This is a genomic window from Parcubacteria group bacterium, from assembly GCA_041660065.1.
Taxonomy (GTDB): Bacteria; Patescibacteriota; Minisyncoccia; order Moranbacterales.
Window position 1 is genome coordinate 23,033 of the sequence record JBAZXC010000008.1, and the last position, 17,278, is coordinate 40,310.

General features: G+C 42.8%; 16 protein-coding genes and 1 tRNA gene. 1 reads left to right on the top strand and 16 read right to left on the bottom strand.

Annotated features, from left to right (window positions below; translation table 11 throughout):
* Genes WC819_06295 through WC819_06310 form a run of 4 tightly spaced genes read right to left on the bottom strand, consistent with a single transcriptional unit; the run spans position 1 to position 3,782 of the window.
* Positions 1-1,680: a hypothetical protein gene (locus tag WC819_06295; protein ID MFA5986927.1), complete on the bottom strand. Its 1,680-nt coding sequence runs from the start codon at positions 1,678-1,680 to the stop codon at positions 1-3.
* Positions 1,681-1,688: 8 nt separating this feature from the next.
* Positions 1,689-2,078, bottom strand: a complete 390-nt coding sequence (locus tag WC819_06300) for a hypothetical protein (protein MFA5986928.1) — start codon at positions 2,076-2,078, stop codon at positions 1,689-1,691.
* 6 nt (positions 2,079-2,084) lie between these two features.
* Positions 2,085-3,161, bottom strand: coding sequence for a DNA recombination protein RmuC (locus tag WC819_06305; GenBank protein ID MFA5986929.1), 1,077 nt, complete (start codon positions 3,159-3,161; stop codon positions 2,085-2,087).
* 18 nt (positions 3,162-3,179) lie between these two features.
* On the bottom strand, positions 3,180-3,782 hold the full coding sequence (locus WC819_06310) for a hypothetical protein (protein ID MFA5986930.1): 603 nt from the start codon (positions 3,780-3,782) through the stop codon (positions 3,180-3,182).
* A 221-nt stretch (positions 3,783-4,003) separates the two neighbouring features.
* Between WC819_06310 and WC819_06315 the strand changes: the two genes are divergently transcribed.
* The gene (locus tag WC819_06315) at positions 4,004-6,229 is read left to right on the top strand and encodes a hypothetical protein (protein ID MFA5986931.1); all 2,226 of its coding nucleotides are present in this window, start codon (positions 4,004-4,006) and stop codon (positions 6,227-6,229) included.
* 283 nt (positions 6,230-6,512) lie between these two features.
* Here the strand turns inward: WC819_06315 and WC819_06320 are convergent.
* From WC819_06320 to map, 12 genes are all read right to left on the bottom strand, one after another.
* Positions 6,513-6,584 (bottom strand) — tRNA-His (locus tag WC819_06320).
* 232 nt (positions 6,585-6,816) lie between these two features.
* A complete protein-coding gene (locus tag WC819_06325) occupies positions 6,817-7,485 on the bottom strand; it encodes a hypothetical protein (GenBank protein ID MFA5986932.1) in 669 nt (222 codons plus the stop codon).
* A 408-nt stretch (positions 7,486-7,893) separates the two neighbouring features.
* Positions 7,894-8,748: a restriction endonuclease gene (locus WC819_06330; protein ID MFA5986933.1), complete on the bottom strand. Its 855-nt coding sequence runs from the start codon at positions 8,746-8,748 to the stop codon at positions 7,894-7,896.
* On the bottom strand, positions 8,745-9,518 hold the full coding sequence (locus WC819_06335) for a TIGR00730 family Rossman fold protein (protein MFA5986934.1): 774 nt from the start codon (positions 9,516-9,518) through the stop codon (positions 8,745-8,747). Before WC819_06335 ends, WC819_06330 begins: the two co-directional genes overlap by 4 nt.
* Positions 9,508-11,367, bottom strand: a complete 1,860-nt coding sequence (locus WC819_06340) for a transketolase (GenBank protein ID MFA5986935.1) — start codon at positions 11,365-11,367, stop codon at positions 9,508-9,510. Before WC819_06340 ends, WC819_06335 begins: the two co-directional genes overlap by 11 nt.
* A gap of 11 nt (positions 11,368-11,378) precedes the next feature.
* Positions 11,379-12,005: a hypothetical protein gene (locus WC819_06345; GenBank protein ID MFA5986936.1), complete on the bottom strand. Its 627-nt coding sequence runs from the start codon at positions 12,003-12,005 to the stop codon at positions 11,379-11,381.
* A 176-nt stretch (positions 12,006-12,181) separates the two neighbouring features.
* Positions 12,182-13,189 (bottom strand): type I glyceraldehyde-3-phosphate dehydrogenase, encoded by a 1,008-nt coding sequence (gene gap, locus WC819_06350; GenBank protein MFA5986937.1) that lies wholly within the window; start codon positions 13,187-13,189, stop codon positions 12,182-12,184.
* Positions 13,190-13,209: 20 nt separating this feature from the next.
* Positions 13,210-13,971 carry a triose-phosphate isomerase gene (tpiA, locus tag WC819_06355; GenBank protein ID MFA5986938.1) on the bottom strand — a complete coding sequence of 254 codons (762 nt, stop codon included), beginning with the start codon at positions 13,969-13,971 and terminating at the stop codon, positions 13,210-13,212.
* The gene (locus WC819_06360; GenBank protein ID MFA5986939.1) at positions 13,971-15,047 is read right to left on the bottom strand and encodes a DUF4921 family protein; all 1,077 of its coding nucleotides are present in this window, start codon (positions 15,045-15,047) and stop codon (positions 13,971-13,973) included. Before WC819_06360 ends, tpiA begins: the two co-directional genes overlap by 1 nt.
* A 23-nt stretch (positions 15,048-15,070) precedes the next feature.
* Positions 15,071-15,841: a dolichyl-phosphate beta-glucosyltransferase gene (locus WC819_06365; protein ID MFA5986940.1), complete on the bottom strand. Its 771-nt coding sequence runs from the start codon at positions 15,839-15,841 to the stop codon at positions 15,071-15,073.
* A 51-nt stretch (positions 15,842-15,892) separates the two neighbouring features.
* A complete protein-coding gene (ruvX, locus tag WC819_06370; GenBank protein MFA5986941.1) occupies positions 15,893-16,291 on the bottom strand; it encodes a Holliday junction resolvase RuvX in 399 nt (132 codons plus the stop codon).
* 5 nt (positions 16,292-16,296) lie between these two features.
* Positions 16,297-17,082, bottom strand: coding sequence for a type I methionyl aminopeptidase (gene map / locus WC819_06375; GenBank protein MFA5986942.1), 786 nt, complete (start codon positions 17,080-17,082; stop codon positions 16,297-16,299).
* Positions 17,083-17,278: the final 196 nt, after the last annotated feature.

The following is a 17,278-nucleotide window of genomic DNA, read 5'->3' on the forward strand; positions in this document are numbered from 1 at the left end:
TTATTTCTTAATGGTTTTTTCCGTTACCCAAAATTCCGTAAAATATTTTTTGAACAGAATACGTGTCTGCGAGTCAATCGCCGGAATTGCGCCAAGTGTCGGTGCAATGATCGGCACCAAGAGCCATTGCAATACCATATGTGCATATCTGTTACGAGAATACCGATCTGGTTTTTTGGGTAGCAGAAATAATGATAGTGAAACAGATATTACTAAGCCAAACATCGCTAACGCCATGAGAAAGCGCGTCACAAACGGCAGGAGATGCGCCACATTGCTCTGATTGAACGCATTACCACCCAAAATCAGAGGTAGCCATCCCAAAAACGCCAAAATAAACGGCGCTGTCGCCCACGAATGATGCCCCTCCAACATCTCAAAAGCATTTTTTAGCTTCTCTGTCGTCTTGATCTTTTTATTTGGCCAAATCGCACGCATAACCACGGGAAAATTCTCTATACCGTATGCCCAGCGCCTCTTTTGTTTGTATTGGTTTTTGATCGTACCGATATATGTATCAGCCAAAACCGCATCCATTGAGATTGGCAGATAAATTGGTTGCACGTAATAATCACTGTCATATAAACTATATCCTTTCCAATAGATAATGGAGTCTTCACTGATCATATTCACCGGCCAATAATCAACATCAATGAGTGTCTTGAACGGCTCAGAGTGTGAAGAAAATGTCACCATCTCTCTGCGCGTACTTTGAAACATGTGCCAAAACGATGAGCTCGTCACGATCACCCGCACAAATGCATTTGTGTCCCATAGATTATTGTGATAGAGCGGAATTGGTTGATATGCGCGTTGCAATCGTTTTGGTTCTATGATGTATTCATACGTCAATGCCGCAAAATATTGCGGATGCACCACACTCTCACAATCAAAATTTGAAAAGATCACTCTCTCATAGTCGATATGATGTTTATCAAGATATGTACGTAATTTTTTTGCCGCGTACGTTGCATTTGATGCTTTACATTTCATTTCCCCATCCATAACCTCATGTGTTGTCACCAGGAAATCACGAAAAACTCCCGCATATTTTTTTGTAAGAAAATCCACCTTTTTTACCCGCCTCTCTTCATTTTCTCTCTCCTCCGTTGCCAAGAGAATGATAATCTTGTTACACGGATATTTACTCTCAGCAATCGAAGCGATTGCCGGATCAATATTTGCCGCATCTTCTGTTGCTGTCGGCAACATAACAACATGGATAATATCTCTCCAGTCCATAATTTCCTCCGTATTGATCCTGCGCAATTTTTTCAATAAAAACCTATTTTCCCGAATATCACGCTGCAACAGTTTTTTCTCATTGCGTGTTGCAACCATTTGCAATTGTTTTTTTTCATCAACAATTCTTTTTGATATTTCTTGGATGTATTCATCTTTTTCACCGACTTTCGTACACCGATCGAACCAATCGATCGTGCGCCCTCTTTGCAGTCGTCGATACGCCTTGACAGAATAGTATGCAATAAAGATCGTGCGATGGATCCAATAAATATCAAAAGCAATCACCAAAACCGCCATCCACATCGGAACAAGAAAGGAAAACACCACCATGCCAATAAGCGTGAACCACGTAAGAAGCGCGGGAATAACCTCCAATGTTCTTTGTGCACGCCGCTCCTGCGGATCCTTTGTTTGTGGGTTTGGAAAGATAAACATGATGCGATTTATAAGAAAAAATTATTGAATACGATGCTAATCGCCGCAATGAGCAATGCCACATTGGCAAAAAGCGCTCCCAGTAGGACAATGTAGGCGGCAACACGCTCCTTCGCGTTATATAGGACATACCCCACGATCAGATCAACCATGAAAAAAACCAGTCCTGCACACGCCAAAATATATGCATGCCACCACAATGCATGAAGACTTGTCCCAAAAAAAACATTGTATTGCAATCGAATCGGTACATCAGATGGATGCACATAAAAAAGAAACGCACACCACACGATCACATTGATAAGAAATGTTGCAATAGCGACCCAATGCACGATTGCATTATGCCAATATGCAATGTCATTAAAAATATTTCTGTATAAAAAATTTCTTTGCTTCATAGTATTTTAGAGATCAAGTTCCGGTTTATCCACATGTTCCACGATAATATCCTGTTCCGCGCGCTCTGTGATCCGCATCACATCACGATCAACCTTTCCCAGTTCACTATATGCCTTGTTGAAATGACTCACCGTTGTCTGCAATGTTCTGCCCATTTTTTGAATATATGTTTCAAAAGCGAGCCAGTGTTTACTCAGCTGTTCAACGCGCAATTTGATGTGTTTGGCATTTTCTTCAATCTCCATCGCTCGCAATCCATGTAAAACTGTCTGCAAATACGCCAAAAATGATGTTGGTGACACCACAACGACGTGCCGATCTTTGAATGCATACTCAATCATGTTTATATCACCAACTTTGTTAACAAGCAAGTCATAATAGATCGCTTCTGACGGGATGAACATAAAAGCAAATTCCGTCGTCCCCTCATCGGGACGGATATATTTTGACGTTTCATCGATCCTCTTTTTAAGGTCTTGTCGGAATTGCTGTTTCAATGCCGTAATATTATCGTTTGCGCCGGCATTCATTACACGTTCATAATTTTCCAGAGAAAATTTGGAATCAATGGGGATAACCTTGTCCTTCACAAAAACAACGGCATCCACGATCTCACCGCTCGAAAAAGCATACTGCATGCGAAATGTATCCGGTGGCAAAACGTTGGAAAGAACATGCTCCAAAATAACCTCCCCCAACACACCTCTTTGCTTCGGATTACGCAATATATCCTGCAAATCGCGCAACTGTTCTGAAAAATCAACAATACGCTGATTGGTACGATCCAGATCACCAAGTCGACGATTGACATGATCGATCAATCGATCTGACTTTTGTGTGATCTCGCTGATCACTGCACGCGCCTCACGAAACTGATTTTGTCCCGCTTGATGAATACGCTCAAGGTTCTGCTCAATGGATATGCGCATACGATCATTTGTCATATTCATATCGCTGATCTGCTGCGATACCGCGCCCAAGCGCTCATTGTTCTGCACGCCATGCCCGGACCGCAAAAGCGACACCAATATCAAAATGGCAAGGATGATAAGAACGCTCAAAAGGATGTATACAATGACCATGAAAAAACTCTCAAATAATTATTTGCGAAGACTGAGAATGAATTTTTGTAATTTTGGCACCTTGTTTATCACAAGATCATGTGGAGAACCTAAAACATCCATCAAAAATCGGTCCATCATGTCAAGACGATAATTCAATTCATCACTCGTCATTGCCATATACCGCACTTCACGACCCACCTCCGCTTCAACCGCCTCAATTGCTTTGACAAGTTTCGGGCGATTGAGATCGTCACACACAATAAGAATGTCGAGTCTTGCCTTGTCATAATTAAGAAACACGCCACTGATCAACACCAACTTTACACGACCTACCTCTTCAATTTTCTTTAACTCTTTGCACTGCGGATATGTATTTGCCTTGATAAAAAGGTTTCGCAATTCCACATAATATGGGAATGATTCATTAAAAGAAAAAAATTTCTCTTTCTTACGAACAACCTGCGTAATAAAACCCACTTTGAGAAGCATATTGATATCCGCTCGTACGCGGCGACCATCCACACTCATTCGTTCTTTTAATTCTGCCATCGTCACTTCTTTCCCCGGATTTAAAATGAAAAATCGCATGATCCGTGAACGTGAACGTGACCCGAATAAATGTTCTAATATCTCTGGCATATATGCACTTCATCAAAAAATTACCTACTCCCCCTCCCTGCTTGTATCCAGTGTACTATCAAATCCTTTTAAATTCAAGAAGCAGATTCTTTCAATACTTTGCACTTGTACGAAATTCTTTGTATAATTACCATATATAATAATTTATGGTTTTGCAAAACAATATACCATGTAAGAAAGGGGCCACATTATTCAGCACAGACGTGTCGAATGTTTTTGTCGTGAAAAATGCAAAACGTCGCGCTTTCATTGAACAATTCAACTACACAAGCATCAATTTTACACAAAAAAATCTCGGTACGATCTTTGGCTTTTTCATCGTACGCGACCATTCTGTCTCCTCGGAAAACATTGTGAACTTCCTCGCATCGGAGATCAAAAAACATTATTTCTCCCCCACACAAAAAACTATTGAAGAAAAATTTGAATCCACACTGCACCACATCAATCGTGCTCTGGAAGAACTCGCCAATATCGGCAACGTTGATTGGCTTGGCACAATTGATGGTGCGGTTTGTGTGATCGATGATCAGACAATTCACTTCAGCATAACCGGTAACGCCACGGTCATCCTCCTGCGTGGCGACACCCTTCTCAATATCAGCGATGGACTTGCATCACCCGAGGCTGCAGACTATCCACTCAAAACTTTTGCAGACATCTCCAGTGGCGACCTCTGCGCATATGACAAGATCATCGTGACATCACAAGAATTACTCGAACTCGTCTCATTCAATGAACTTCAAAAAAATGCTACGCGCATGGGGCAAAAGAATTTTATCCAATTCATTGAGACCGTTCTTACAAATGAATGTTCCATTGCATCAACAACGATCATTGATGTTGTAGAAAAACCAACATCTGTGGCACAAACCACACAGCCACAAATGAAGGCTCTTCCACAAAATTTTTTTGGCGCAGATGCTTTTGAAAAAAAACCGGACGAATCCACACCCTCTGATACACCAATTGACATCGAAGGTTTATTGAACGACGCTCCGCAAGATTACACTGATCCCCGCACAGGTCATATTCATATCCACGGATCCGATGAAATACCCCAAAAAGCCTCTCCTCTTGATACCGTTTCTGACTTTTTTTCAGATACCGGTGAATTTCTCAAGAAAAAAGCCCGCAAACAAAAAAAACTTTTTTCACGAAAGATGTCCGCATCAAAAAACACTCCCGATTCTCCTTTACAAGAGGAGGCGCAGGATCACGATAATATCTTTGAAGAAAACGCTCCGTCACAGATCGCATTGTATTGGGCAAAACTAAAAACCTATGCGATCTCTGCTTTTTCTTCCATGCGTCACCTCACTGCAAACATTGTCCTGTCCTGCAAAAAATATATAAGTAAAGTGCGTCATTGTACAGAACTATCAGACGAAGAAAATTTATATCCGCAACAAGCATCATACACACCACAAAAATTTACCGAGTCCGACGACGTACGCAAAAAAACATTTCTCCCAAATTTTCACAACATCCTCTCCGCATGGCACGCCATGCACAAAAAGACAAAGCTGATCACGATTGGTGTGATTGGTGCGATCATTATCGTGCCACTGATCTTTAAACTGATCTCCTCCCCGCAACAAAAAAAATCCTCTGAAACAGCTCCAAAAACAGAGGAACAATCACAATCACAAATATCAACACCGGCACCTGTCGCACCGGCAGAAACACCGACAGAAAAACCTGCCTTAACTCCAACGTCACTCATGGAGTCCACCACTCTTTCATCAGTTGTTGTTGTAAATGCCACAGTCATCGGTGTAGAAAAAAATGCTCTCACAATCATCACACAAGAAAAACAGCGCATCTCCCTTCCCAATGACGCGGGAAATATCGCCCTTACCACGTCAATGCCGGATCTCAACATGATCTTTGTCATCACAGACACTGACCGTATGTACTCCTTTAGTCCCGCATCACCCAAATTCATCAAACAAGACAATATCCCCACACTTGATCACACAAAGATCAAAGGCATCGGCACATTTATGACCTATCTCTATATCGCAGATGACACAATGATCCGACGCTATGTGCGTATTGAAGGCGGATTTGATGAAGGCAAGGATTGGCTCAAAAAACCGTTTGATTTTAAAACGATCACATCGCTGGCAATTGGAGAAAGCATCTATGTGGCGCAAGACACATCTGTCACACAATTCACGCAAGGCAACAAAGACACTACTACCCTTGACCCGACGATCACACATCCCTCCCTCCTCCTTACAACAAGGGACATGAATTTCTTGTGGATCGTTGATACGGCAAGCAAAATGCTCTACAAAATCGATAAGAAAAACGGCGCGATCAGTGACAAATATGTTCACGATAATTTCGCACAGGCGACATCGCTTGCCGTCGATGAAAAATCCGAAACCGCCTACATCACATCACAAAACACGATCTCCTCCTACTCTCTGAAAAACTAAACCACTCTGCACTGAAAGCAGGAGCAGGTTTCTAGCAGGAGCGGGTTTTATAACCTGCTCCTCATATTTTCCAGACATATAAAAAATGCCACACCTTCGTAATAATGATACCACCCCACTTTTTTTGTAAAGAGGAAATGAGGAGGATTAAAAACCTCCCCCTTTTGTAAAGGGGGACTGAGGGGGATTTTTAGGTTCACAATTTTCTCAAACAGAAAACAAACAAGAGCAGGTTACAAACCTGCTCTTGCCCTTCCCCCAAAAAAAGAAAAATCTGCACAGGGGCGACTACTGGGAATCGAACCCAGATCCTCGGTACCACAAACCGATGTTCTAACCGCTGAACTATAGTCGCCCCTCTACAGACTTTTATCAAAAAGACAAAATTGTCACTTGCACAGTATACCAAACTTACAAAATAAATCAAGATAACCGACGAGGTTCTCATATTTTGTCCGCCATCACTTTTTATTGTACCACAAAATTAAAGAGCATCGTGTGAAATACAGCACGATGCTCATTTTTTTCATGATTGAAAGACAAAGTTTCAAATAATCTAAAGGTTCAAGAAATAAAGTCTGGAGAAACTACTGCTTACGCCGAGGGCGGGCAAACAGCCAGACTTGGCTAGGATGCCATACATCGTCAGGATTGCCATAACGTGAGCTGAACCAAGGAACAGCACCATGACCATCGAGAGTGAGTAAACGCAAAACATTAGAGTCGGAAATCGGATTCATCCCTCCCACACGACATTTTATATCGTTGCATTGCATGCGAGCTAAAGCGATTGCTTCTGCTGGACACAGATCGAATCCGAGTTTGTGAGCCTGTTTACAAATTTCACTAAAAGGTGCGGATTTAACAAAGCCTAATTCTGCACCAGACACTTCCCAGAGATCAACATCGATTCTTTTTGAGATTTTTTTCGAGCTGATTTTGATTTTTCTGAGAGCTTGTTTCACATAGTCATCAATCATTTTTCCACTAGACATGATTGCTTGCTGAAGATCGGCATTATTCGAATACATGCCTAGTGTTACCCTCATAAAAAAACGACCGGGAATTACTAATTTCTCAGAAATAAGAATCCCGCGAAGATTTTCAGATAGACCTTGTCCATCCTTTCTCAACTTATCCGCAACTTCCTGCGGAATGTCGCGGGGCAATGCTCGAAGCACTGCCATTTGAAATTCAATGTACCACCCAGGCATTTGCTGGAAGGCGGTTCCACGCACTTGTTTGTCTCTCGGCATGGTGGTTCCTCCTTCGCTATTTTTTAATATTGCTTCTGGCTAACCACTATAGTTTTGCCACAGCAGAAAAAATTTTCATCACCAAGATGATAAAAAATCCTTTCTGCTACAGCAAATACACAATTTTTCACAGTAAGGCACCAAGCAAGAGCAGGCTTGTAGCCTGCCTCTTCGGTTTTGCAAACATATAAAAAAATAGAGCACCTAGCCTTAAAAGCAGAACAAAACCTCCCTTTTTCATATTAAGGAACTAATTTTTAATTGTACACCTAAATTGCCATTTTGTCAATATTTTGGCTTAACATCCAAAAACACTTGTAAATCAACAAATCCCCCTCTCCCTAGAGGGAGAGGGCTGGGGTGAGGGCTGACAAAAACATAACTGTTTTATAAAAGACTCCCATACGCTTACGCTACAGAAGATCGATCCTTGAGATCGATGATCGCGCGCGCTTCGGAGATCACCTGCGCGAGTTTGTGCCCATGTACGCCCGCCCTTTTCAAGATATCTTGTTTTTGTTCTATTTCTCGACACAACACAACACCATGATTGACCAAGTATTCTTTTTGCCGATGCGTGAGTTTGGTGATTGCTGTAACAGGATGAATACCCGCCTTATCGATAAGTTCCGCCAAACTGTTTCCCTTTGGATACCGCCAGCTCATGAGCTCGATCCCCACGCACTTTGCGTACTCTTCCGCTTGCGAAGTAAATTGTGTGTTCGTCACGATCCACAACTTATGCAAGTGTCCATCTCTCCCCTCGTGCACAGTATTCCACTTCGCCTTAATATCATCAAAACGCGCCTTCATATACAATACCGTTTGCACATCACTTTTGTATCCCAAGTGATTGTGAAATTTGCATTCAAAAATAAAATGCCTCTCATCCTTGTACGCCATCACATCAATCTCATGTTCAACACACAGACCGCGCACCGTTCGATTTGTTGATGTCGTATAGCCATTTGCTTCTAAAAGTCGTGCAAAGAATTGCTCAAAAGGAAACCCGCTCGGACCCAGTTCCATGAGTGCTCTTTTGAGATTATATCGTGCCGCGACCGGACGATAATTTTCTTTCAATTTTTCATATGTTGCCTCATGGACATCAGTGGTCGTCTTGAGATCTGTCCTCGCAAAAATATCCAACGCAATCTCTTGCGCTTTCTGTGCGTTAATACCGGCACGCTCGATCGACTGCGCCAACTTCTCCAAAGAAAACTCTTCGATATCACCGGTTGTTTTGATGATTTCTTTACTCATAGCTCATCATTTTCATCTTCTTTATTAGTAGCCAAACATGAGCTGATCAACGCACACGCTTCATCTGCCGTATCCACGAGATGATAGAGATTCATATCCTCTTCTGTAATGGCGCGATTTTTACCCCACACGACACCACGAATCCAATCCATAAGAGGTTGCCAGAAATCACGGTTGACCAAGATCACAGGAATTGGACTTGTCTTTTTGGTCTGAATGAGCGTCAACATCTCAAAAAGCTCATCTAGTGTACCAAATCCTCCCGGAAAAAAGATGTAAACCTGCGACGCAAAAGAGAGGATCACTTTGCGAGAAAAAAAGAAATCAAATGCTTCTGCATCTGTGATATATGGATTGCGTCGCTCTGTCACACCGTGCTCCGGCAGATTGATGTTGATGCCCACGCTGCGTCCGCCGGCTTCAAATGCTCCCTTATTTGCCGCTTCCATAATACCGGGACCCCCACCGGTAAAAACCGCAAACCCCTGCTCCGCGAGTTTACGTGCCAGTCTCTCAGCTTCTTGATAGATTTCGTGGTCAAAGCCCAGTCGCGCACTTCCAAAGATGCTTGCCGCCTTGTCAAAATTAGACAAAAAATCATGCCCTTTGACAAATTCCGATTGAATTTTTAAAACACGCCACGACAATCCGCTGGAATATTTCTCTGATTCCACCGTTTTTGGTGATAAAAATTCTCTTTCGCGATTGATCGGAACGTGCATTTTTTCTCCTTTTACGGTAAATGTCAATTGTTTTTTTTTATCGATCATACCTTTTGTTTATCAAGTGAACTTCGTTCATCATAGCATCAAAATTAATTTTTTCATATGCACGCAATTCTTCCGCTGTACCACTATGCGGGATTTTTTCTACACACAGCGACACAACGCGAGATCGCGTTCCGGAAAGTGCAAGTGCCACAGCCTCTCCGATACCCCCTGAGCGCACATGATCCTCCGCAACAATGACATGCGGGATCGTCCCGATGATCTTCCGCAACAGATCCCAATCAAACGGCGCAATGCGCACGAGATCGATCACGCGCAAAGCGACACGACCATATGCGAGTGCTCCATACACTTTTAATGCCTCATGCACTGTGACACCGGATCCGATAATTGCAATACGATCATGATCACTTTTTCTCACGATATTCATCCCTTTCGTGATCATGTCTTTTTTCTGTGTGTATATGATCGGCAACTCTTCTCGCATCATGCGTACATATGAAATGCCGGGAGAATTTTGCACAAAATCCAAAACAGCATGTGCCGATATGATGTCTGATGGACAATACACCGCGCAACCGAACATTGCACGCATCATCCCGACATCATCCACACTCATCTGCGAACTTCCATCCTCTCCGACAGACACGCCGGCATGAGAACCGACGATCGTCATATTTACATCACTGTATTGTGCCATCCGTATCTGATCATGCGCCCGTGTCAAAAAGGCCGCAAAGCTCGATACGAACGGATGATATCCTCGTCGCGACAATCCCACCGCAACACTGATCATATTTTGTTCTGCGATATACATCTCAAAAAATCTCTCGGGAAAATATTCTCGCACTTTTTCCACACGTGTGGAATTGCTCACTTCGGCATCCAGCACGACAACCTTTTTATTCTTTTGCATGATCTGCACAAGAGCATCACCATAGGCATCGCGGGTGGCATATTTTTTTTCATTGTCGTATTGTGGCATCACATAATGGACACTGGTACACCGATTGACTTTTTCTTTCTTTGCATTTTTCGGCACAGTGATCTCTCCACGCACAGAGAAATCAATCTCGCCCAATTCCATGACTGCATCAGCAAATTCCTGTTCTGTAAGCACTCTTCCATGCCAGCTATGTTTGTCCTCCAAAAAAGAAATGCCTTTTCCTTTGTATGTTTTTGCGATGATCATGAGTGGTTTTTTACTCGTTCCTACGACATCTTTATAGATGCGAGCAATATATTCCACATCATGACCGTCCACAACGACTGTCCGCCACCCAAAGGCCTGTGCTCGTTGCATATATATATCCACATGATGCCCCACCATTGTTTCTCCGCGTTGTCCGAGCCGATTTGCATCAACGATCGCCACGAGATTATCCAGTTTATAATGACTTGCGATTTGCATTGCTTCCCATATCTGTCCTTCCGCCATCTCACTGTCTCCCAGGAGCACAAACGTCCGCGCCTCCGTATGATCAAGATTTTTTTGCGCCAATGCCATACCGATACCGATGGACAACCCTTGTCCGAGCGATCCCGTCGGTGCTTCTGTAAAAGGAAATTCTATCGTCGGATGACCTTCGAGTCGACTGCCAAATTTACGCAATGAATGTAACTCCCCCGGTTTGACTACACCGGCAACCGCCCACAAAGCATAGAGAAGTGGTGCCGCATGCCCTTTGGAAAAGATCAATCGATCATTGTGCGCATCATCGGGATGTGACACGTCAAAACGAAACGCTCCTGCAAACAATAATGTACTGATAAGCTCCACTGCGGACAATGACGACGTCGGATGTCCTGATCCTGCAACAGTTGTCATGTCGAGGATCCAATACCGCAATAGTTTATTGATCTTTTCCAGATCTTTTTTTGTATTTTTCATAATTTTATTTTTTATAGAAGCTCCTCAAGTGTGTGATAACTCATGATCGGATTACCCGCTCGTGCGATCGCACTACCGACGCCGACAGCATCCACGCCACAGTCTGCTATTTCCTCGATCGTATCCTCATTGATCCCACCATCCACAGCAATCCACAGATCAGACCTTCTCTCGCGCAGGTCAACAACCTTTTTGAGCGCGTCTGCGATAAATTCACCGCCCTGCTTCCCGGGCACAACCGTCATGACTTGCACCGCATCGATCTCATCGATATATGGGAATACATCTTCTGTGGACGTTTGCGGGGAAAGCGCAATTCCTTTTGTAAAATCATATGGATCCATCGCATGCAAAACTGCCGACGGACTCTCCACCTCGCCCAAATGAAAATATACTCTTTTTGCCCCAATCGCATCACACGCATCGAGGTATTCCTCCGGACTAGTTGTCATGAGATGCACCTCAATATTCACATCATCAACCTCCCCGACAAAATCATAGAGATCACATGTGTTTGTCTTTGTCATCGTACCGTCGGAAAAATCAATTTGAATCCACTCAACTGTGCCGTGCAATATATTAATTACACGAAGAGCATCTTCACTGTCCTTCTCCAATACCGCTGGAATAATTATCATATTTTTTGATATACAACATTTTTATTATACCGCTCTCCAACCGTATATGCAAAACACTAAAACCCCACACATGGGCGCGGGGTTTTTATTTCACACCCTGCAATATTAAAAGATTCTGAATAACATGCAATAAAATACAAGGAAATTTAAAATAATAATGACAACCGCAAAAACGACTACCGTGGCACCTTGCCGAAAATCACAGCCATATCCACCAAGCGGCTTGCGTAGCCCCATTCATTGTCATACCATGCGATCACTTTTACCATATTGCCACCAATCACTTTTGTGAGGGAAAGATCCACAATGCTCGAGCGACTGTCCCCAATAAAATCCGTTGACACCAGCGGTTCATCCGTGACACCGAGAATATCTTTAAGCGGTCCTGCGGCGGCTACAATAAATGCGTTATTGACTTCTTTGACCGTCACATCTTTTTTTGTGATCATCGTCACATCAGAGATTGATACATCAATTGTCGGCACGCGCATTGCCAGACCGTCAAATTTTCCCTTTAAATCGGTTATGACTTCTGTTGTCGCAATTGCCGCACCGGTTGTGGATGGCACAATATTTACCGCCGCCGCACGTGCACGCCGCAAATCACTATCCGGTCCATCAATGATCTTCTGTGTTGCTGTATATGAATGTACCGTTGTCATAAGAGATTTTTCCACACCAAACGTATCATGCATCACCTTCATCACCAGCGAAATACAGTTTGTTGTACACGATGCGTTGGAGATCACTCGTGTTGACTTCTCTGTCGGCGTTTTCACTCCGATCACATATGTTTCGATATCACCACCCTTTGTCGGCGCGCTTACAATAACTCTCTTTGCACCTGCATCAATATGCGCATATGCGGCACCATCATTTTCAAATCGCCCCGTACACTCCAATACAATATCCACATTCAAGTCATGCCATGGCAACTTCATCGGATCAGGAATCGCCGTTACCAAAAATTTTTGCCCGTCTACGATCAAATTTTTCTCATCGCATGTCACAACTTTTGGGTATTTGCGAAAAACAGAATCATATTGTAAAAGATGTGCCAACGTCTTTGTATCCGTGAGATCATTCACGGCAACGATCTCACAATCCGCACGATCCACCATAATACGGAACGCGGCACGTCCAATGCGCCCAAATCCATTGATTGCTATTCTTATTTTTGTCATATTTTTATATTATTTAATTTTTAATTCAACATCCGCACAATACGGATAAAATTTTCCGGAGATAAACTCGCATGTCCGACAAGTACGCCATCCGTGTATGATTTTGTGCACACATCTGCCACATTCTCTGCCACCACACTTCCGCCATAGATGATTTTGATCTTACTCGTCACCTCTTTGCCATACTGATGTACAAAGATCGATCGCATAAACATTATGACTGTGTGAATCTCATCACTCGTTGGCGTTTTGCCACTGCCAATTGCCCACGCAGGCTCATAAGCAAACACCGTTTTTACAACTTCCTCCGCATCCAATTTTTCAGCTACAGCATTGACCTGCTCGCGAATACTTTCCATTTCATCATTCTGGGAGAGAAATCCCACACAAACGATTGGCGTAAGACCCACGCGCAAGGCGATCTTTGCTTTTTTTGTCACATCTTCATCCGTTTCATGATTGAATTCCCGATGCTCACTGTGTCCAATGATCACATACTGCGCACCCAATGATACAATTGACTTGGGGGATGTGTTTCCAGTATAACTCCCGTATAACTCCCAAAAACAGTCCTGTGTGCCGATCTTTGTCACATGTCCAAGCGTACGACAAAAATATTCCAGATAAATGACTGGCGGACAGATCACCACCTCATGTTTTGTTTTTAATTTTGCAATTTCTTCTGCATATTCTTTACAATACATGTCTCTTTGCGAGACATTTTCCATATTCATTTTCAAGTTTCCAACGATCAGTTTTTGCATATAGTTCCGTACATCCATTATGAATTATGTTCTCCCTGTTGTTCCACAACTTCTCGCAAAAATTCTGCCGCTTTTTCCGGCATCATTGGCACTATTTCAATATCAGTCGCATACTCAAACCCGCCATACACGTGCGTGCGTGGCATAATATCGATATAATAGCTATATTCTTCATACGTACGACCATCGCATGGCGCTGTATGAATGTAATAATTAAAATCAGGATCATTCAATCCAAAATGCAAGGCCTTGAGTGCTTGCAATAGCGCATCCGCAAGAAATAGTTCCTCTTCTGCTGTAATCCTTTCAAAATAGGGCTGTACTTCTCGTGGCACGATCCGCATTTGAAATGCACGCGATGATGCGAATGGACAGTATACAATAAATTTATCATTGGTATACACAATTCTCACGCCTCGCTCCAATTCATATTCCACGATCACTTCAAAAAGATGCTCTTTGTGCGCCTTTGCATATTTTTCACATGCATTAATTTCCCGCATCACCGCCGGCGTAACGACTGGAATGGCAATGATTTGCGAATGCGGATGCACAACAGATGCACCGGCTTTCTTACCGTGATTGTGAAAGATTGAGATGCTACTGATTCCTCGTTGATTCATGATGGCCAAATATCGTTCTCGGTATGCGTCAATCACCTCCGCCAATTCATGCTTCTCCAGAAGCGCAAAAGATCGACGCCCATCGCGCGTTACCACCACTTCGTGTATCCCGCATGCAACCATCGATTTATACGGCCCATCTGACAGATCTTTTTGTTTTTCCATGTCTTCGACTGCGGGAAATTTATTGGAAAAAACACGCGTCGTCCATTCTCCCTTTTCATCTTTGTACATCAAGCAATCCTCCTCTTGCCCACTCTCTTCCGGATGTAAAAAAACATCATGTGCAGAATCATACTGCTGATGCTCGCTTTGATCGGCAAATTCAACCGGTCTTTTTCCGCGCTTATCAGCAATAATTACCCACTCATCGCGCAAAAGATCATGACGCAACTGCGCATCATGCATCAACTCTTTTTTATTTTCGAGAGAAATATTGATCATGTATTTTTGTTTACCTTTCTTCGTCACGCAATTATCACATGACGAAAATATTATGCATTGATATTTTGTTTTTTGAAATCTTTGATCTTATATTTTCCACCCCACAATCTAAACCGTGTCTTGAAAAGGTCAACCAAAACTTGAATAAATCCATTGGGACCTGTTAATCCCACTGTGGAGCCTTCCTCATTAAGCCACCGCACCGGCATTTGCACTACAGAGAAACCTAATTTGCGCGCAAGAACGATCAATTCAAAATCAAAACCAAAACGATCCACCACCATACGCGATGCCACCGCACCGGCAGCGTGTGCACGCAACGCTTTGAATCCGCATTGCGTATCAGGAAATTTCCACAAACCCAAAACTAATCGGATCAGCCAGTTTCCCATATCTCCCATCACCTCTCGATATCGTGGCTGATGTACTTGAACATATGCTCCCGCAATATCACGCGATCCAATGACAACATCCGCTCCCTCATCAAAAAGGGCGAGGGCACGATCAACATGCGTGATTGACGTTGATCCATCCGCATCAAGAAATACGCGAATATCTCCGTGCGCTTCCAAAAGACCTTGTCGCACAACATAGCCTTTTCCATGGTTTTGTGGATTGTCAATCACACGCAGATGTGGAATTTGTTCTGCAAAGCCACGAGAGATTTCCGCCGTATTATCTGGTGACCCATCAACGATAACAAGGATCTCATAGGTCAAATCCTTTGTTTCGAGATATCTTTTGATCGAAAGTAAATTTACGCCGATACGATCCCCTTCCTTATATGCCGGAATGATGATCGACAATTGTACTTTTTCCATTTCCATAACACCAAAAAAAATTACACGTGAATAATTTACCCTCTCATTATACTATATTTTTTCATTTTGCGCATCTATATAGCTCTGCAGGATGACACGCGCAGATTCACCATCGTCATTGGCATCGATCTTTTTTTTGCCCGCTTCCTTTAAGTTCATTTGTGCCTGATGCGTAGAAAAAATTTCAGTTGCATACACAACTGGTACATGAAGATTTTTTTTGCACAACATACCGAATAATTCGATTTTTTCCACATTATCATTTTGTGACATATGCGCACTTTTTCCGATGACAATTTTTGTTATGTCATATTTGTGTACGATATCCGTCAAAGCGCAAAAAACACCTGTATCATTTTTTACCGTGCCCACAACAGATGCGATTGCCATTTCCTCATATACAACTGCTACACCGATCTTTTTTTCACCCCAATCCAATCCCAATATCATATTTTTTATTGCGTTAAAATATTCACGCCATGTGCGGTGACGAGGAGAGTATTTTCATAATGTGCACTCAAGCTCCCATCTGCAGTTTCAAATGCCCATCCGTCACTGGCAATTTGTGTTTCCTCGCCACCCACATTGACCATTGGCTCAATTGCAACAGTCATCCCCTTTTCAAAAACAAAGTTTGGTATTTTTTTGCTCACATAATTGGGAATTTGCGGTGCTTCATGCAATTGTTTACCAATGCCATGACCCACCAAATTCTTCACCACAGAAAAACCATTTCTTTCTACATGTTTTTGCACAGCTTGCGCATAATCCATCAATGTTGATCCATGCCTGATCGTTGCAATCCCCTTAAAAAAAGCTTTTTGTGTCACATCTGCAAGTTTTTGTGCTTGTTGTGATACATTTCCTACCAGAAATGTCCGCGCCATATCCGCATAGTATCCTTTGTATCGCAACCCAATATCGATCTTTACAACATCACCATCACAAATAACACGTTCGGATGGAATACCGTGCACGATTCCCTCATTAAGCGAAAAGCAAATCGTTGCGGGAAACGGAATTTCTCCATCCTCACCGCCATATCCTTTGAAGGCCGGCTCACATCCTGCATCACGGATCATTTTTTCTGCCAAAGCATCAATTTCCAATCCAGTCACACCAATGGCAATCTTTTCCTCCAATGCACGCATCACACCGGCCAATAGAGAACATCCTTTACTCATGATCACCAACTCTTCTTCAGTTTTAGCTGTATCATTTTCCATATATATATGTATCATACGCCAAAAATACTTCCCGTCAAACAAAAACCCCACATGTCTTTGTGAGGTTTTTTCTCTGTCAGATCTTTTCAAATCTACGGTCGCGTTTCGATCATGCGTCCCGTTGTACAATCTGCATCAGAATTGCATGTGCTTGTACAACTGTCAGCACTGTTTGTGACTTCTGGTGTTGATTGACAGGTGCCCTGACTGT